This window comes from Mesorhizobium sp. WSM4841 (assembly GCF_055811515.1).
The window spans coordinates 303,605-321,169 of the sequence record NZ_JBVVQC010000001.1 but is presented as its reverse complement, the minus strand read 5'-3'; the positions used below and the strand labels follow the sequence as shown (position 1 = coordinate 321,169).

General features: G+C 63.2%; 20 protein-coding genes. 11 read left to right on the top strand and 9 right to left on the bottom strand.

Annotation, left to right across the window (positions count from 1 at the left end; genetic code table 11):
• Positions 1 to 238: 238 nt before the first annotated feature.
• From AC0L14_RS01540 to AC0L14_RS01520, 5 genes are all read left to right on the top strand, one after another.
• The gene (locus AC0L14_RS01540) at positions 239 to 637 is read left to right on the top strand and encodes an AtpZ/AtpI family protein (RefSeq protein WP_023799399.1); all 399 of its coding nucleotides are present in this window, start codon (positions 239 to 241) and stop codon (positions 635 to 637) included.
• Positions 638 to 707: 70 nt separating this feature from the next.
• Positions 708 to 1,466, top strand: a complete 759-nt coding sequence (locus tag AC0L14_RS01535) for a F0F1 ATP synthase subunit A (RefSeq protein WP_077381387.1) — start codon at positions 708 to 710, stop codon at positions 1,464 to 1,466.
• An 83-nt stretch (positions 1,467 to 1,549) separates the two neighbouring features.
• Positions 1,550 to 1,774, top strand: coding sequence for a F0F1 ATP synthase subunit C (locus tag AC0L14_RS01530; protein WP_023799397.1), 225 nt, complete (start codon positions 1,550 to 1,552; stop codon positions 1,772 to 1,774).
• A gap of 60 nt (positions 1,775 to 1,834) precedes the next feature.
• Entirely contained in the window at positions 1,835 to 2,434 is a 600-nt protein-coding gene (locus AC0L14_RS01525; RefSeq protein ID WP_473528688.1) for a F0F1 ATP synthase subunit B, read from the top strand.
• A 10-nt stretch (positions 2,435 to 2,444) separates the two neighbouring features.
• Entirely contained in the window at positions 2,445 to 2,936 is a 492-nt protein-coding gene (locus AC0L14_RS01520) for a F0F1 ATP synthase subunit B (protein WP_473528687.1), read from the top strand.
• Positions 2,937 to 3,200: 264 nt separating this feature from the next.
• Here AC0L14_RS01520 and AC0L14_RS01515 read toward each other — a convergent pair whose 3' ends face one another.
• Together AC0L14_RS01515 and AC0L14_RS01510 are read right to left on the bottom strand one after the other, a co-directional pair.
• A complete protein-coding gene (locus tag AC0L14_RS01515) occupies positions 3,201 to 3,896 on the bottom strand; it encodes a ribonuclease HII (protein ID WP_473487676.1) in 696 nt (231 codons plus the stop codon).
• Positions 3,897 to 4,051: 155 nt separating this feature from the next.
• On the bottom strand, positions 4,052 to 5,206 hold the full coding sequence (locus tag AC0L14_RS01510) for a PA0069 family radical SAM protein (RefSeq protein WP_473528686.1): 1,155 nt from the start codon (positions 5,204 to 5,206) through the stop codon (positions 4,052 to 4,054).
• Positions 5,207 to 5,357: 151 nt separating this feature from the next.
• Between AC0L14_RS01510 and AC0L14_RS01505 the strand changes: the two genes are divergently transcribed.
• The 4 genes from AC0L14_RS01505 (at position 5,358) to AC0L14_RS01490 (ending at position 9,241) form a co-directional block, all read left to right on the top strand.
• A complete protein-coding gene (locus tag AC0L14_RS01505) occupies positions 5,358 to 5,864 on the top strand; it encodes a glycosyltransferase (RefSeq protein ID WP_473641512.1) in 507 nt (168 codons plus the stop codon).
• Between the two features lie 188 nt (positions 5,865 to 6,052).
• Positions 6,053 to 6,988, top strand: coding sequence for a cyclase family protein (locus AC0L14_RS01500; RefSeq protein ID WP_473528684.1), 936 nt, complete (start codon positions 6,053 to 6,055; stop codon positions 6,986 to 6,988).
• 192 nt (positions 6,989 to 7,180) lie between these two features.
• Positions 7,181 to 8,008, top strand: a complete 828-nt coding sequence (locus AC0L14_RS01495; protein ID WP_473528683.1) for an MBL fold metallo-hydrolase — start codon at positions 7,181 to 7,183, stop codon at positions 8,006 to 8,008.
• 258 nt (positions 8,009 to 8,266) lie between these two features.
• Positions 8,267 to 9,241 carry a phytanoyl-CoA dioxygenase family protein gene (locus AC0L14_RS01490; protein WP_473487670.1) on the top strand — a complete coding sequence of 325 codons (975 nt, stop codon included), beginning with the start codon at positions 8,267 to 8,269 and terminating at the stop codon, positions 9,239 to 9,241.
• Between the two features lie 47 nt (positions 9,242 to 9,288).
• On the opposite strand, the gene moaB is transcribed toward AC0L14_RS01490, so the two are convergent.
• The 6 genes from moaB to AC0L14_RS01460 form a co-directional block, all read right to left on the bottom strand.
• The gene (gene moaB, locus AC0L14_RS01485) at positions 9,289 to 9,846 is read right to left on the bottom strand and encodes a molybdenum cofactor biosynthesis protein B (RefSeq protein ID WP_258119209.1); all 558 of its coding nucleotides are present in this window, start codon (positions 9,844 to 9,846) and stop codon (positions 9,289 to 9,291) included.
• Entirely contained in the window at positions 9,833 to 10,756 is a 924-nt protein-coding gene (locus AC0L14_RS01480; RefSeq protein WP_473748520.1) for a 4-(cytidine 5'-diphospho)-2-C-methyl-D-erythritol kinase, read from the bottom strand. The genes moaB and AC0L14_RS01480 overlap by 14 nt, the downstream gene beginning before the upstream one ends.
• 4 nt (positions 10,757 to 10,760) lie before the next feature.
• Positions 10,761 to 10,946, bottom strand: a complete 186-nt coding sequence (locus tag AC0L14_RS01475; protein WP_077381693.1) for a hypothetical protein — start codon at positions 10,944 to 10,946, stop codon at positions 10,761 to 10,763.
• An 81-nt stretch (positions 10,947 to 11,027) separates the two neighbouring features.
• Entirely contained in the window at positions 11,028 to 11,894 is an 867-nt protein-coding gene (locus AC0L14_RS01470) for a S49 family peptidase (protein ID WP_473487669.1), read from the bottom strand.
• Between the two features lie 84 nt (positions 11,895 to 11,978).
• Positions 11,979 to 12,779, bottom strand: coding sequence for a tRNA1(Val) (adenine(37)-N6)-methyltransferase (locus AC0L14_RS01465; RefSeq protein ID WP_473528682.1), 801 nt, complete (start codon positions 12,777 to 12,779; stop codon positions 11,979 to 11,981).
• Positions 12,779 to 13,003 (bottom strand): putative signal transducing protein, encoded by a 225-nt coding sequence (locus AC0L14_RS01460; protein WP_023799382.1) that lies wholly within the window; start codon positions 13,001 to 13,003, stop codon positions 12,779 to 12,781. Before AC0L14_RS01460 ends, AC0L14_RS01465 begins: the two co-directional genes overlap by 1 nt.
• Positions 13,004 to 13,165: 162 nt before the next feature.
• Between AC0L14_RS01460 and AC0L14_RS01455 the strand changes: the two genes are divergently transcribed.
• Positions 13,166 to 14,182 (top strand): polyprenyl synthetase family protein, encoded by a 1,017-nt coding sequence (locus AC0L14_RS01455; protein ID WP_473487667.1) that lies wholly within the window; start codon positions 13,166 to 13,168, stop codon positions 14,180 to 14,182.
• Between the two features lie 149 nt (positions 14,183 to 14,331).
• On the opposite strand, the gene AC0L14_RS01450 is transcribed toward AC0L14_RS01455, so the two are convergent.
• Positions 14,332 to 15,480 (bottom strand): helix-turn-helix transcriptional regulator, encoded by a 1,149-nt coding sequence (locus AC0L14_RS01450; RefSeq protein WP_473528681.1) that lies wholly within the window; start codon positions 15,478 to 15,480, stop codon positions 14,332 to 14,334.
• Positions 15,481 to 15,778: 298 nt separating this feature from the next.
• Between AC0L14_RS01450 and AC0L14_RS01445 the strand changes: the two genes are divergently transcribed.
• Positions 15,779 to 17,554, top strand: a complete 1,776-nt coding sequence (locus tag AC0L14_RS01445; RefSeq protein WP_473528707.1) for a tetratricopeptide repeat protein — start codon at positions 15,779 to 15,781, stop codon at positions 17,552 to 17,554.
• The last annotated feature ends 11 nt before the right edge of the window (positions 17,555 to 17,565 follow it).

Here is a 17,565-nt window from a genome sequence, read left to right as displayed (position 1 = left end):
TCCGGCAAGGCCCCGGGCGCGGCCGATCGAAGACCCGTCGCCGCAGGGATTCGGCCGCGGCACGCCAGCGGCGGTAGCGGGCACGATGTCGCACCCTGGCAAGCCATTGATATGAATGGAGAAAATACTTAAGGCGGAAGTCCCGCCCGTGGCTTGACGGGCGCGGACCCTCTAACTATGTTGCCGGCGACTTAAGAGCGGACGGACGGTGACGATCTGAACGGGCAAGGGGGTTGCGATGGCCGACAAGAATGGGCCAGACGGAACCGGAGAAACCGGCCGCGGCAAACAGCGTCAAGCCGACATCCGCGACGACGATCTTGAGCGCCGCCGGCGCGACCTTGAAGCATCGCTTGCGACAAGGCGGCCGGACCGGCTCGAGGGGAAAGACGACGCGAAAGCGGGCAGTGCGGCCGGATATGGCCAGGCGCTCAAGCTATCCAGCGAGTTCATCGCCGGGATAGTGGTTGGTGCTGGTCTTGGCTGGATCATCGACCGTGTGGCGGGGACATCGCCATGGGGTCTGATCGTTTTTTTGCTGCTCGGTTTTGGCGCCGGCGTGCTCAATGTCCTGCGCTCCGCGGGACTTATGGCGGAATTCGGACAGGGCGACAAAGCCCGCGATCCGAAAGAATGACTTGAGGCGCCGCTTGCCGGCGCAGTGAACAGGACACTAAAGCCGCGCGCGGCTTTGATGGGGATTTAAAGTGGCTGCTGACAAGGTCGATCCGATCCACCAGTTCCATATCAACAAGCTGATTCCGATCGAGATCGGCGGCTACGACCTGTCGTTCACCAATTCTGCACTCTTCATGGTCGCGACCGTCGCCGTTGCCTCGGCGTTTCTCTATCTCAGCACCTCGAGCCGCAGCCTCGTTCCTAGCCGTCTTCAGTCGGTCTCGGAAATGGCCTACGAATTCGTCGGCAACATGCTGAGGGACGCAGCCGGAACCCAAGGCATGAAGTTCTTTCCCTTGGTATTTTCGCTGTTCATGTTCGTGCTCGTTGCCAATCTGCTCGGTCTTTTTCCATATTTCTTCACCGTCACAAGCCATATCATCGTCACCTTCGGCCTTGCCGCGCTGGTGATCGGAACCGTCGTCGTCTACGGCTTCATGAAGCATGGCCTTGGTTTCCTGAAACTGTTCGTGCCGCATGGCGTGCCGGTTTACCTGCTGCCGCTGGTGGTGCTGATCGAGGTGATTTCCTTCGTTTCGCGCCCGGTCAGCCTCTCGGTTCGTCTGTTCGCCAACATGCTGGCCGGCCACATCACGCTGAAGGTGTTCTCGGGCTTCGTGGTGAGCTTGAGCGCGCTTGGCACGCTCGGCATTGCCGGATCGGTCCTGCCGCTGGCGATGGCTGTGGCGCTGACGGCGCTGGAACTGCTGGTCGCCTTCCTGCAGGCCTACGTCTTTGCCGTGCTGACCTGCATGTATCTGAACGACGCCCTGCATCCCGGGCACTGACCCAGGTTGACCCAAGAGTTTCCGGCCTTGCTGCCGGGATAGAAAATCGCAACGGAATTTTTAGATCCAAAGGAGTTGAACACATGGAAGCAGAAGCAGCAAAGTTCATCGGCGCCGGCATCGCATGCCTCGGCATGGGTGGCGCCGGTATTGGCCTTGGCAACATCTTCGGCAGCTATCTGGCGGGCGCATTGCGTAATCCGTCGGCCGCGGATGGCCAGTTCGGCCGCCTGATCTTCGGCTTCGCCGTGACTGAAGCGCTGGGCATCTTCTCCCTGCTCATCGCGCTTCTGGCCCTGTTCGGCTAACATTGGGAATTGGACGGGCCGGCCGCAATCAGCGGCAGGCCTGACATCAGGGGATAGTCCATGTTCGTGACATCTGCCTTTGCGCAAGAGTCCGCGCCCGCTGTCGAAGGCGGCCATACCGGCACGGAAGGCGATACGCATTCCGGCACCGGTGTGCCTGCCGAGGCGCACGGCGTGTTCCCGCCATTCGATCCGGCGACATTCCCGTCGCAGCTTGTGTGGCTGGCGATCACCTTCGGGCTGTTCTACCTGTTCCTGAAGAAGGTGGTGATGCCGCGTGTTGGCGGCATCATCGATGTCCGCAACGACCGCATCACCCAGGATCTCGATCATGCCGCCAGGCTGAAGGGCGAGGCCGATGCCGCCGTTGCCGCCTATGAGCAGGAACTGGCGGAGGCCAAGATCAAGGCCAATGCGATCGGCCAGCAGGCCAACGATGCCGCCAAGGCGGAAGCCGAGGCCGCCCGCAAGAAGGTCGAGGCTGCGCTCGACCAGAAGCTTGGCGAAGCCGAGGCTCGCATTTCGTCCATCAAGGCCAATGCCATGAAGGAAGTCGGCACGATCGCCGAGGACACTGCTTCGGCAATCGTCGAGGCGCTTGTCGGCGGCAAGGCCAGCAAGGCCGAGATCGCGGCAGCCGTCAAATCCGTGGCCCGGTGAGGAGCGCATTATGGACGCCACATCACTCGCGACGCTTTGGGCCACTGTTGCCCTCGTCATTTTTCTGGCCATTGCCGTCTACGTCAAGGTGCCTAAGCTGATCGCCAAGGCGCTTGACGCCCGCGCCGACAAGATCAGCAACGAGCTTGAAGAAGCGCGCCGGCTGCGCGAGGAGGCCCAGCAATTGCTCGGCCAATACCAGCGCAAGCGCAAGGAAGCCGAGCAGGAGGCCGCCGCCATCGTCGCCGCCGCCAAGCGCGAGGCCGACATGCTGGCTGCCGAGGCGCACAAGAAGACCGAGGATTATGTCGCCCGGCGCACCGCACTTGCCGAACAGAAGATCGGTCAGGCCGAGCGCGAGGCGATCAGCGAGGTGCGCGCCAGCGCCGTCGATATCGCCGTCGAAGCCGCACGCACGCTGCTCGCCGGCAAGATTGACGCAAAGGCGGGCGCCGACCTGTTCAAGGCCTCGCTTCAGGATGTGAAGTCCAAGCTGAATTAAGCGACTTCATCAGGAAGTCATCGAAGCCGCCCGGGAAACCTGGCGGCTTTTTTTGTTAGGCGAAAGCGCCTGAGCGGTAATCTCCCCCCTTGAGGGGGAGATGTCGCCGAAGGCGACAGAGGGGGTCGCCTCGGCTGGCGCGACGCGATATCGGATAATACGTCGAATGAGAGAGGAGGTTGGCGCTTCACGCGCTGCTACCCCCTCTGGCCTGCCGGCCATCTCCCCCTCAAGGGGGGAGAAAGCGCGACGATGGACCATCGCTTAATCCAGACCCGAAAAACTCTCTTCGTCCTGCACCTCGGTTCCGCCAAGCCGGAACGGTGCGAAGGACGCGCGGTGCAGCCGCGCCACCGGTCCATGCACCTCGATCGCGGCACGGTGGCGGACCGTGGCGTAGCCCATATGGAGTTCGAAACCGTAATGCGCGTGATGGCCGCCGCAGCCGCACATCATGCGGTCGCGCATCACCTTGGCGACGATCGACGCGGCGGCGATCGACTGCGAGCGCTGGTCGCCCTTGATCAGCGCTCTGCCTTCGCATGGCAGTCCGGGCGGCACGTCGCGTCCGTCGACCAGGGCCAGCTTTGGCTGCACCGAGAGCCCGACCAAAGCGCGACGCATCGCCTCGAGGCTTGCCCTGAGAATATTGCTGCCATCGATGCCTTCCGCGCCGACCGAAGCCATCGACACGCCAAGAGCGGAGCCGAGGATTTTCAGGAACAGCGCCTCGCGCTGCAGATGGCTGAGGCGCTTGGAATCGTCGAGGCCGTCGGGAATGTTGGCGGGATCGAGCACCACCGCTGCCGCCACGACCGGCCCGGCGAGCGGGCCACGGCCTGCCTCGTCCATTCCCGCCACCGGCCATAGGCCTTCGGCCATCGCCTTCGCCTCGAAAGAGAAATCGGGTCTCTCAACGATTTCGAAGAGAAGCGGAGAATCAGAACGCGCGCGAGCCATGTTGCGGCGAGGTTCGCATCGGCTCCGATTCTCCGCAAGCCCCTCCGGGTCGGGTGAGGCACCGGACCCGGAGGGCACCGTCTGCAAGCCCGGGGACAAGGACAGGCCGGACGGGATTTTTCATGTGCCGCCGGCAGCGGCGGCACACGATGTCTTCACAGCAGCATCAGTTGCTCGGTTGCCTTGGCCGCCGCAACGAACTGGTCGGTCCTGAGCGACCGCCGCTCGGCGTTAAGGCCAAGCCGTTTGGCGGCGATCTCGAAGCGCCGGCCGATCTGCCAGGCATAGGGGCCGGCGCCTTTCATGCGCTTGCCCCAATCCGAATCGTAATCCTTGCCGTCACGCATCGAGCGGATCAGTGACATGACGTGACGGTAGCGGTCCGGATAATGGCGCAGCAGCCAATCCTTGAAGATCGGCGCGACCTCCAGCGGCAGGCGCAGCACGACATAGCCGGCCTCGCGCGCTCCTGCTGCACGTGCCGAATCGAGGATGCGTTCCATCTCCTGATCGGTCAGGCCGGGGATGATCGGAGCGACCATGACCGAGGCCGGAATGCCGGCGTCCGAAAGCTGCCTGATCGCCTCCAGCCGCTTGGTCGGCGTCGACGCGCGGGGCTCCATCGTTCTGGCCAGCATCCGGTCAAGCGTCGTCACCGACAGCGCCACCTTGGCCAGCCCGCGTTCGGCCATGCGCGACAGGATGTCGATGTCGCGCGTCACCAGCGCGGACTTGGTGACGATGCCGACCGGGTGGCCGCGCGCCTCCAGCACTTCGAGGATCTCGCGCATGATCCGGTACTGCTTCTCGATCGGCTGGTAGGGATCGGTGTTGGTGCCGATGGCGATGGTGCGCGGCTGGTAGCCGTCCTTCGACAGTTCCTTGTCGAGTAGCCGCGCCGCATCCGGCTTGGCGAACAGCCTCGATTCGAAATCCAGCCCCGGCGACAGGCCCATGAAGCTGTGCGTCGGCCGCGCGAAGCAATAGACGCAGCCATGCTCACAGCCGCGGTAGGGGTTGATCGAGCGGTCGAAGGAAATGTCGGGCGATTCGTTACGGGTGATGATGGTGCGCGGCTTTTCGACCTGCACCTCGGTCTTGAAAGGCGGCAGCTCCTCCAGCGAGTTCCAGCCATCATCGAACACATGCCGGCTGACCGGTTCGAACCGGCCGGACGGGTTGATGCCGGCGGACCGGCCGCGATTGCGGTCTGGACGGATTCGGACGCCACTCTGCTCGATCATTGCATTGGCCATCTCGGCCCTTCCAGCCCCGAAGGCGGCAATGTCGGCACGTACGATCTGTTCCATTTTTGCCCTCTCCCAGGGACTGTCGGCTGGCTGTCGAATCGCTCTGTTCATGAAAATAATCCTATTTTATCCACCAGAACAAATCAAGAACATTTTTGCCATGCTACGCAAAAACTGGCACTGCGCCCCGCATTCCGCTATTCGGCTAACGATGCTTAGCGTTCTCATCCAGACCCTGAATGACGAAGAGAGACTTGCCCGCACGCTTGCCTCACTGATTGGCGGCGCGGTCGAGGGCGTGGTGCGCGATGTCATCGTCTGCGACACCGGCTCGACCGACCAGACGCACCGCGTTGCCGAACATGCCGGCTGCCTTTATGTGGCGAGCGGCGGCATTGCCGCCGGCATCAGGCAGGCCAAGGGCGACTGGCTGCTGCTGCTGGAGCCGGGGGCGCGGTTGGCGGAAGGCTGGATCGACGAAGTCGTCGCCCACACGGCCCGGCAAACCATGCCGGCGCGGTTTTCGCGGGCGCGCGGCAGTCGCGTGCCGTTCCTGTCGCGGGTGTTTTCGGGAAACCGGGCTCTGGCCGAAGGGCTGGTGATCAGCAAGCGTCAGGCCGCGGCCTTATCGAAAAACGCCCGCAGCGCCGAAGCCATCGCGCGCGGCCTTTCGACCAAGAGGCTCGACGCCGAAATCTGGGTGGCGCCGGCGAAGTGACGGTCGTCACTCTCCCCATAGCGGGCGAGGGAACGTCGCGTCCTTCGTTAGGGTGAGGCGGCGCGCAAGCCGTGGGCGGAAAGCGGCATGATGGAATCCGCATTGGCGCGATACTCTTGGGAGGAATGCATATGCTTGTCGTCCTGCGGGAAACTCGCGATACTCAGCAATATTCGGGGAGATTGCAGATGAATGTATCTAAATTCGTTCGTATCGCCTCGCTGGCAGCCGCTTGGTCAGTGCCGGCGATCGCGGTGGCGCAGGAATCGTCGCTTTGGTCGGTTTATGAGAACACGCTCAAATCGGCCAAGTACATCGATCTGACCCACGCCTTCGAGCCGGTGCAGCCCGTATGGCCGGGCTTCGCCAATGCCAAATTCAAACCGGCTGTCGCCGGGAAGGACATCGAGGGCTACGTCAAGGCCGGCGAAGAGTTCACCTATGACAAGCATGGGTTCGTCGGGAGCGCCTACGAATTGTCGACGGACCAATATGGCACGCAGCTCGATCCGCCCTCCCACTGGAACCCACTCGGTGCAACGATCAGCGACCTGCCGGCCACTTATGCCGTGCGGCCGCTCGTCGTGATCGACATCAGCGGCAAGGTGCAGACCGACGAAGGCTATCACCTCCAGGTCGCCGACATCGAAGAATGGGAAAAGGAGCACGGCCGCATACCGGAGGGTTCGGTCGTCTTCGTGCGTTCGGATTGGTACAAGAAATGGTCCGATGCCGCCCGCTTCAACCAGAAGCCGTTTCCAGGCGTCAGTTTGGACGCGCTGAAGTTCCTGCATCTGGAGCGGAAGATTCTGTTTCATGGTCATGAGCCGCTCGACACCGACACCACGCCCAATCTCGAGGGCGAACATTGGCTGCTTCACAACAATTTCACGCAGGCAGAAGGTGTTGCAAACCTCGACAAGGTGCCTGAGGCTGGGGCGTTGGTTACAATCGGCTTTGCCAAGCCGCTTGGCGGGTCAGGCGGATATGCGCGTTACATCGCTATTGCACCCGCCGATTGGACAGAGGGCGTTTCGGTCACCGAAGCGCCTGGTGCCCCGCTTTTCCGGCAAAAGGCGCCGCTCAAGCGCGACGAGAACGGCGTCTTCCGTCCGACGCCCTGATCGTTGACGATATCATCGGGGCGGCAGGGCCGTGGCGCGTCCCATTCGACGCGATTTGTCGCGTAAGTCGGGACAAAAGGTTCAGACGACCAGCCCGTCCGGCGCTCGCGAAAACGTGACTGTCCCGATGATAGCCATCACAATTGCTGGCGCTATCGTGGCATGAGCGCCGATCCTGCCAGGGAGGCAGTCATGCTCCGCCTATCTGCCGCCGTTCTGCTGAGCCTGGCTTTCTGGCCGTTCGCCGCGTCGGCCCAGGAAGAGCCGCCGCCGTCGAGATGCGTTGCGATCGCCGAAGCGCTGCCGTCGGCCACCTATGCCAGCTTCACAGCGCCAAAGGCGCAGACGCCTCCGCTGGCCGAGGCTTTCGTCGACGGCGACGTTACGATCACCTATGCCGGCCATTCGACCTACATCATCGAGACGCCCGCCGGCGTCAGGATCGCCACCGACTTTTCCGGCGTTTACGGCGCTGACCCGCTGCCGCGCGTGGTGACCATGAACAAGGCGCACCGCACCCATTATTCGGACCATCCGGATCCCGCCATTGAGTATGTGCTGCGCGGCTGGAATCCGGACGGCGGTCCGGCGCGGCACGCCCTTGTCGTGGACGATGTCTACATCCGCAACGTGCCGACGGATATCCGCAATGGCGGCGACCTCGGCAAGGACGGCAATTCCATCTTCATTTTCGAAGTGGCGGGGCTCTGCATCGGCCATCTCGGCCATCTGCACCACCGGCTGGAAGACGCGCATTACGGCGCCATCGGCCGGCTCGACATCCTTATGGTGCCTATCGACGGCGGCATGACGCTGTCGCTCGACCGGATGACCGAAATCACCGCGCGGCTCTATTCCTCGATGATCCTGCCGATGCATCGCCATGCGACTCCGATCAGCGAATTCACAGGTAGGATGGGCGACGATTTCGCAGTGGAATTCCTGTCCGGCCAGTCGCTGACGGTTTCGCTGAAGACCCTGCCAGACCGGCCGACGATCGTCATTCTCGACGGGGTTTGAATCGCTTCGTCGCGATCTTCTCCACCGTGCGCAACCTCTTCGTTCCACCTCGCTCGAAACACTCGCTGTCGCGAAATCAACGAGCCTTAATGCTCCGTCAAGCTTGCCGGAAAGTTTGCGACAGCTCCTTTCATTGTGCATTGCACAAAATCTAACCGGGGCTTACCATTCCTTTGATGCGGGCGGATGGGTTTGGGTAACGCCTGAGCGGTGAGCGGCCGACGCTTCGTCGACGCGCCCTTATAGCTGAGGATCCTGATGACCCTTTCAAGTCCTGACCAATCCGGTGCTGCAAGCCTCGAGTCGATCGCCCGAAACGGCAGCCTGCTGCGCCGCATTGCGGTGCGGATTCCGACCTATCTGTCGGACCTTCGCGAAAATCCGGCATGGCTGCCGATGTTTATGCTGGCGCGCACCATGCCGGCGCGGCGGTTGCATTGGCGTGGCGCAAAACCGGTTCGACCCACACAAAAAGACCAGGAGACGATGTTCGCTGGCGTCGATCGTGACGCGGTGGTCGGCGCGCTCCGCTCGGACGGCCTCTTTTCCGGGCTTGCCCTGCCGTCGTCGATCCACGAGGAAATCGCCAGCTTTGCGCAGCGCACGCCTTGCTTCGGCAATTTCGACCGTCGCCTGGAGTTCCTGCCGGCCGAACATGCCGAGGCCGAGAAGCACTTCGGCCGTCCCTTGCTCAGCGGCCATTTTTTCGAGCGGGTTCTCGACTGCAACGCTGCGCTTACGGTACAGCGCGACCCGCTGCTTCTCGACATCGCAGCCCATTATCTCGGCAGCCAGGCGAAGCTGATCACCACGCGCGTCTGGTGGAGCTTTCCGACGAGCTCCGTCTCCGACGCCGAGAAGAACCTGGCGTCGCTTGGCAAATACCACTTCGATCTCGACGATTGGCGGATGCTGAAATTCTTCTTCTATCTCAATCCGGTCGATGCCGAGACCGGTCCGCATGTCTATGTTCGCGGCAGCCATAATCGCCGCATCCTCAAGCATCAGATGACGCTTCTTGTCGGCCACCCCGCGGAAGAGGTTCTGAGTGTCTACGGCGCGCAGAGCCCGATTATGCTGACCGGCGAGGCAGGTTTGGGCTTTGTCGAGGATCCCTTCGGCTTCCACATGGGCACCGTGCCGACGCGCAAACCGCGGCTGATGATGGAAGTCGGCTTCGGCGTTTCGCCGCCCTCGCGTCGGCGGTTCCACGGCGAGCCGGTTATTCGCTGATTTTTGGCGCTGATTTTTGGCCCGAAACAGCCTTTTGGGAACCTGGCCTAACTTGTCTTGGTGCCGCCGCGCCGCAGATGCTCGTCCAGGCGCGGCATGATCTCGACGAAGTTGCAGGGCATGTGCCGGTAGTCGAGCTGCGGCTTCAGAATGCCGTCCCAGGCGTCCTTGCAGGCGCCGGGCGAACCCGGCAGCACGAAAACGAAGGTCGCGTTGACGACGCCGCCGGTCGCCCGGCTCTGGATCGTCGAAGTGCCGATCTTGTCATAGGAAATGCGGTGGAACACTTCGGAAAAGCCGTCCATGCGCTTTTCGAAGATCGGCTCCAGCGCCTCCGGCGTCACATCGCGGCCGGTAAAGCCGGTGCCGCCGGTGGTGATGACGACATCGATCGCGTCGTCCCTCGACCAGCCCAGAACCTTGTCTCGGATTTTTTCGCGGTCGTCGGTGACGATGTCGCGGGCGGCCAGGATATGGCCGGCCTCCACGATGCGGTCGGCCAGCGTTTCGCCGGATTTATCGTCGGCGAGGCTGCGCGTATCGGAAACGGCCAGCACCGCGATGCGCACGGGAATGAAGGAGCGGCTCTCGTCAATCCTGGCCATGCGTGTCAGCCTCCGATGTCATGCTTCGCGTCGCGGCGACGAACCAGTCGGGATGGCGGCTGCGGATATCGACGGCCGCGCGCTTGGCGACATTGCCGGTCTCGAACAGCCCGAAGCAGGTTGCGCCGGAACCGGACATCCGGGCGAACCCCGCTCCGGACTTGTTGAGCACCGACAGCGCCTTGCCGACGGCGGGTTGGATCGCCCGCGCCGCGGGCTCGAGATCGTTGCGGGTGATCTCCAGCCAATTGCGGATGCTGTGGAAGTCGAGGTCGCGCGGCAGCGGCGGCAGTCCCTCATTGTCGCGATCAGAAAGCGCATTGAACACCTCGGCCGTGGAGATGGCAGTGCCGGGATTGACGAGAACCAGCCCGATCGCGGGAAAGCCCGGCACGACCGACAGTTCGTCACCGACGCCGCGCGCGATCAGCGGCTTTGCCATAAGGCACATGGGAACGTCGGCGCCCAGCGAGAGGCCGACTCGCGCCAGGTCGGCATCGCCGAGGTCCAGCCTCCATATCTCAACCAGCCCGCGTAGCGCCGTTGCGGCGTCGCTCGACCCGCCGCCGACGCCGGATGCGACCGGCAGGTTTTTTTCGAGCCTGATGGCGACCGGCGGTGTGTGCCGCTGACCGGCCTGCTCTCGCAGCGCGTCGCGCGCTTTAACGACCAGATTGCTGTCGTCGAGCGGGACTGCGGAGGCATATCGGCCCGAGACGGAAAACCCGTCGCTGTCGGCAAGCTCGATGTCAACCCGGTCGCCGAAGCGCGTGAACACCGCCAGGCTCTCGATCGTGTGATAGCCGTCGGCGCGCCTGCCGGTGACGTGCAGCGCGAGATTTAACTTGGCATGCGCATGCAATGCCCGGACCCCATTGCCGGAAGCCACTGTCTCAGTCACGAGGGGGATGATGTCAGTCCTTGGCCAGGCGGTATTCGCCGGTCTTCGGGTCTCTGACCAGCGTGCCCATTGTGCCGTTGGTAGCCTGCTTTTCGGTGCGCCGTATCTTGGCCGTCACGCGCTCGGCTTCCCTGACGAAGGAGCGATAGCCGAAATAGGCGAGCAGGCCGACTGCGATAAAGAAAATGATCTGTGGCATGTCAAACTCCTCCCTCGCAAGGCCGACTGCGGCGCCGGTCGGGCCGGTCAAGCTTTTAAGTTAAACGCTTTCGCCGGTTTTTCAAAGCCCGAAGCGCGCCCATAGCGCGCGCTCTTCCGCCGCATCGATCACGCCGCTTGCGGCAGCAGCGGCGATCTCGGGCGCCGAAAAGCCGCCTCTGCTTGAGCCGAACCAACCGAAGCGGCCGAACAGGCCGCGCGGCGCCGTGATCAGCTTGAGCTGGGTTTTTGGCCCGAAACGGGCCCTCAGCACGCTGCGCATATCGCCAAGCGCATCGACAAGGCCGAGCTCCAGTCCCTTCTTGCCGGTCCAGAACAGGCCGGTGAACAGGTCCGGGTCGTCCTTGAGCTTGGCCCCGCGCCGGTCCTTGACGAGGTCGATGAAGGTCTCGTGGACCTCGAGCTGCAGCGCCTTCAGCCGCTCGATATCTTCCTTCTTCTCTGGCTTGAACGGATCGAGCACCGCCTTGTTCTGGCCGGCCGTGTGGACGCGGCGCTCGACGCCGATCTTCTTCAACAACTCGGGAAAGCCGAACGAGGCCGACACCACGCCGATCGAGCCGACGATAGACGACGGATCGGCAACGATCTCGTCGCCGGCGACCGCGATCATGTAGCCGCCCGACGCCGCCACGTCCTCGACGAAGACCAGTACCTTTTTGTTCTTCTCGGTCGCCAGGTCGCGGATGCGTCTGAAGATCAGCCGCGACTGCACCGGCGAGCCGCCCGGCGAATTGATCGAGATGGCGACCACGGGCGCATCGAAGGAAAACGCCTTCTCGATAGGGCCGGCAGTGGATGCGAGCGACAGGCTAGGCCGGAACTGGCCGCCGCCGGGCATGATCGTGCCGTGCAGCCGGATGACGGGAATGACGACGATGTCGGAACGCCAGGATTTCGGCAGCAGGCGGTTCAGGAAGCGTTTCACGGGGTCTCCGCTCGATTGGCTTGAAGGCATGTAGGGATTCGCCGGCCAACGGCAATGCCGCGCCGCCGGCCGGTAGAAAAAGGCTCAGTCGCCGAACAGCGAAGCCAGCCCGTTGTTGATCATCTCGGTCCGCTCGGTTGGGCCGTCGCCCGATTGTGCATGCAGCATCAGCGGCGGGCGGATCGACAGTTTTCCGCGTGCGCCGAGTATTGCCCTGACGACAATGCGGATCGCCGCTGCCTCGGGGCGAGGGTGGACGGCCAGCATCTCGGCGTCGCCGAAGCGGCCTGATATCGCATCGAGGATGGCGCCGAGCTGATCGGGCCTGGCAATCACGGCAAGACCGCAGCGCGGCCTGACCACAGCAGCCGCGCTTCGGATCCAGCTGTCGAACAGCCCGTCCTCCATCACATGCGCCGCCTTCCTGAGCGGGTCGGGCGTGGCGCGATCCTCGGCCGCGTTGAAGGGCGGGTTCATGATGACGAAATCAAAGGAATTGTCGGCAAGCCCAGTGGCGGTTCGCGCCCGGCCCGACAGCGCGACGTCGGCGGCGAGCACCGAGGCGCGGTCGTTGAGATGCGCATTACCGGGGTGGGCAAGCGTCGTTGCGGCGAAGGCCGCCATTTCCGGAGACCGTTCGATGAGCACGGCCTCGGCATCAGGACAGCGCGACAGCACGGCCAGGCCTGCGGCGCCAGCACCGGCGCCGAAATCGGCAAGGCGCCCGGCGAAGGAGGACGGCACGGCAGCCGCCAGCATCATGGCGTCCATGCCGGCGCGATGGCCTGCCTGTTTAGGCTGCACCAGCCAGAACCGCCCGCGATGGAAAGCATCGACGGTATGGGCCGGCGTGTCCTGGACCAGGGTGGCGCGCGCCGCGGACATTACTTCTGGCGCATCTCGTTGGCGATGCCGGCATCCGTCAGGATGCGCCGCGCCGCATCGGCCTGGTCGGCTTCGACCATGATGCGCCTGGGCAAGATGCCGATCGAACCGTCGAGCACGCTCATGTTCTGGTCGGCGACGAAACAGCCGATGCCGGCATCGCGCATCAGCGATTCGACAAAGGAGATGATCACGGCGTCGTTGGTGCGGATAAGCTCTATCATAGGAAGAAACTCGCAGGTTGCAGCGTCTATGTAAACGTGGGTGGCTTCCGTCGCCACCTCGACCGCGCCAAATCGCCTCTTGCCGTGCCTGTGGGTAGCGCCCTAGAGTTTGCGGCGGTATCGGGGTGCCGTCGTGCGCGTGACATAAGACGGGAGTTTGTCGTGGGTGTCGTTCTCAACATCGAAAACGGGAAGCGGGAAGCCGCCTCCATTAAGGATCTCATCGACCTGACTTCGGCCGATATGGGGCGTGTCAACAAATTGATCCTGTCGAAGGCCGGTTCCGACGTCGAGATGATCCCGGAGATTGCCAACCACCTGATCTCTTCGGGTGGCAAACGGCTGAGGCCGATGCTGACGCTCGCCTCAGCGCAGATGTTCGGCTATTCCGGCGACGGCCATGTCAAGCTCGCCACATCAGTCGAGTTCATGCACACCGCCACGCTCCTCCACGACGATGTCGTCGACGAGAGCGGCATGCGGCGCGGCAAGAAGACCGCCCGCATGATCTGGGGCAACCAGGCGAGCGTGCTGGTCGGCGATTTCCTGCTCGGCCAGGCTTTCCGCATGATGGTCGATGTCGGTTCGCTGGAAGCGCTCGACATCCTGTCCAGCGCCGCCTCGATCATTGCCGAGGGCGAGGTGATGCAGCTCGCCGCCGCCAAGAACCTCGAAACCACAGAGGATGAGCATTTCGCGGTGATCAAGGCCAAGACCGCGGCCCTGTTCTCGGCCGCCGCCGAGGTCGGTCCGGTTATCGCCCAGGCGACGCGAAACGATCGCGCGGCGCTGCGCTCCTATGGCATGAATCTCGGCCTTGCCTTCCAGCTGATCGACGATGCGCTGGATTATGGCGGCACCAGCAAGGATCTGGGCAAGAATGTCGGCGACGACTTCCGCGAAGGCAAGGTGACGCTGCCGGTGATCCTCGCCTACCGGCGCGGCACCAAGGCCGAGCGCATCTTCTGGAAGCGCGCCATTGAGGACAATGTCACCGACGACGCCGGGCTGGAAAAGGCGATCGGATTGATGACCCGTCACGGCGCGATCGCCGACACGATCGGGCGCGCCGGCCATTTCGGCGAGATCGCCCGCGACGCGCTGGCGCCGCTCGAAGCGACACCGCAGAAATCGGCGCTGATCGACGTCATCGATTTCTGCATCAGCCGGGTGAACTGAAAGACATCGCCGGCGGCCGGCACCGCGCCGGCCCGCGATTTTGGTCTTCCCGGAATTGCGGCGGTGAAATCATGCACGTTCCGCAGCAGCATGGTTAGCAAGTAGGGCAGGGCTCTGTGACGGTCAGCGCGCCCGGCAAACTGTCGAGGTCATGAAAATGACCACGCGCTCTTCAGCAGCGCCACGAGCTCGCTCTGACGGCTGGTTTCGGTTTTCCGAAAAATTCGCTCGAGATAGGTGCGGGCCGATTTGACGGCGATGCCGATTTCCATGGCCGCCTCCTGCACCGAAAGGCCCGAGGCAAGCTCGACGGCGAGCCGGGCTTCTGCCGGCGTCAGGTCGAACAGGCCTGAAAGGATACTGGGCGATGGAACAGTCGCGCCGATGCCGACCACGGTTGCGGCAACGAGAATGTCCGCGCCCGAAAAAATATCATGCGCGGCGCGGCGCAGCGGCAACAGGTGAACGACCAGCGCGGACCGCCCCTTGATGGCAGCGACGGGGATGGACCGCACGACGCGGTTATCCCGGTTCTGCGCGATCGCCTGCTGGAACAGCGCGTTTGCAGTTTGATCGGCAATCGCGATGCCGCCATGGGCTGTGGGAAGGAAGACGTCGGCCATGTCTTCGAAAAGCGGATTGGCCGTCAGCACACGGCCCGATCCACTCATGCCCGATCCATTCATGATTGCGGCCGGCAGCCCGATTTCCCGGAGAATGGATACGGCGGTCCTGGCCCGTTCCAGGCCCAGGCGCCCGGCGACAAGGCTCGCCCGTGCGAGGTGCGGACGCAGTCCGTTCAACAGTCCGATTGCGGCCTGGTCATAACTCCCGTCCTTCAGCCAGCGCTGGAAGACAAAAAGGACAAGCTCGCGGCCAGGCATGGGGATGGCTGTGCACAGATGCGGCCCGATGCCAAACGCGGTGGCACTTTTGCGAACGGGATCGCACTCGATCTCCTCGCAGATGATGAAATTATCGACCCACACAAAGGTTGCCGGCTGCGCGGCGCACATGCGCTTCACGCTCTCGGAGAACCGCCAAGTATCCCCCTTCATGAACGCGTCGAGCAAGGGCTGGACATGCGTTTCGGTGATGGCGCGGACCGGCGAATGATCGCTGACTACAAAGATCGCGCCGTTTGCCGAGCGGGAGATCGCGCTTGCCGCCGCCAATACCTCCGGCCACAGCTCGGCCGCGAACGCCGCTTCGTAGATTCGATCGACAATGGCGAAGGCCTGCTGGTCCTGCGGCATTTCCAGCATCGGCATCTTCCTGGGCGAAGCAACGGCATCCATCTGCACAGTTCCACGCATCATTCCGCTGCGTAAACTTTCGCCGCCCGTCGCTTACGGATCGCTTACGGCATCGCGGCGCCGGTGCTGCAGCAGGACAGGCCGGCGGCGCGTCAGGCCGGCAAAGCGCGGTCGACGGTCGCAGTTGGGCGCATTTTCGCGTGGTTTTTGATAGCATGACCCGATTGTGAATTCGGGCCGGGTTGAAGCGTGACCCCAAAAAGGCCATGCTTTACCTGGAAAAGATCGAGTCTACGGCGATCCCGCTGACGCGGGCATGGCTTTGACTGAAAGGGATACGATGCGGCAAGGATGTGCGCGCTGGCTGACAGGGCTGGCAGTTGTGACGGGCATGGCGATCTCCGGTCTGCCCGCCTATGCCAAAGAGACCACCGAGCCGGTCAATATCATGTCGTTCTCGGGGGCCTATCTTGCCGCGCGGGTCGCCGAAGGCGACAATGATCTCGACAGCGCCATCGCCTACTACAAGCAGGCGCTCGCCTTCGCTCCCGGTGATACCTCGTTGCAGCAAAGCCTGATGCTGTCGCTGATCGCGCAAGGGCGCTTCGAAGAATCCCTGGTCTATGCAGACAAGCTCAAGACGGTTCCCGACGTCGAGCGGTTCTCGCGCCTGGCGCTGGCCGTCGGCTCCTTTCACAAGAAGGACTTTTCCAAGGCCGAATACTGGCTCAAGCTTTCGCTCGAATCCGATCTCGACCGGCTGATCTCCGGCGTCATGACCGGCTGGGCCAAGCAGGGCGCCGGCGACCCCGGCGAGGCCATGGCCTCGATCGACAGGCTGCAGGGCCCGGACTGGTTCGGCCTCTTCAAATCCTTCCATCGCGCGCTTATCGCCGATGCCTCGGGCCTGCCCGAAAAGGCGGATGCGATTTACGCCGCGACCTTGCAGGACACCGCGACCGGCGCCGCCGCGCCCGAAACCTGGATGCGCAATGCGCAGGCCTATGCCTCCTTCCTTGCCCGCAAGGGCGACAATGACAAGGCGCTGTCCGTGCTCGATCAGGCCGAGGCATTTGCCCCCGGCAAGGTCGAGATATCAGCGCTTCGCGACAAGATCACCAAGGGCGAGAAGGTCGAACCCTTCGTTGTAGGCCCGTCCGACGGCGCCTCGGAAATTCTGCTCGATCTCGCCACCGCGCTCAATCGCGGTGGCGGCGAGCCGTTCGTTCGCCTCTATCTGCAATATGCCCTGGCACTGCGGGCCGACAGCGACGCGGCCCTTGTCCAACTCGCCGCCGTTTCCGAGCAGTTGAAGGACGGCGAGGGCGCCATCGCCTTCTATCGCCGCATCCCGGCCAGTTCGCCACTGAAGGCGCTTTCGGAACTGCAGCTCGGCCTCAACCTTGCCGATCTCGACCGCTATGACGAGGCCATCGCCCATCTGAAGGCCCTCGTCCAAGCGCATCCCGACGACATGCGTGCCTATCAGGCGCTCGGTGGCGTCTATGCCTCAAAGGAGGATTTCCGCTCCGCGGCTGGTCTCTATGACAATGCGGTAGCGATGCTGAAGTCCCCGACCCGCGCTGACTGGAATATTTTCTACCAGCGCGGCATCGCCTATGAGCGGCTGAAGGAGTGGCCCAAGGCCGAGCCGAATTTTCGCAAGGCGCTGGAATTGTTCCCCGACCAGCCGCAGGTTCTGAACTATCTCGGCTATTCCTGGGTGGACATGAACGTCAACCTCGAGGAAGGCCTTCAGATGATCCAGAAGGCCGTCGACCTCAGGCCGAGCGACGGCTACATCGTCGATTCGCTGGGCTGGGCCTATTTCCGCATGGGCAGGTTTGAAGACGCTGTGCGCGAAATGGAGCGCGCCGTGTCGCTGAAGCCGGAAGATCCGGTGCTGAACGATCACCTCGGCGATGCCTATTGGCGCGTCGGCCGCAGGCTGGAAGCCACCTTCCAGTGGAACCAGGCCCGCGACCTGAAGCCGGATCCCGACGTGCTCGCCGCCTTGCAGCAGAAACTGCTAAAGGGCCTGCCGCCGATCGAATCCAACACAGCGCAGGAAACCCCGAAGGTCAAGCCCGAGCCGGCGCCCGCGCCGAAGGGCTGAATACTCTGAAT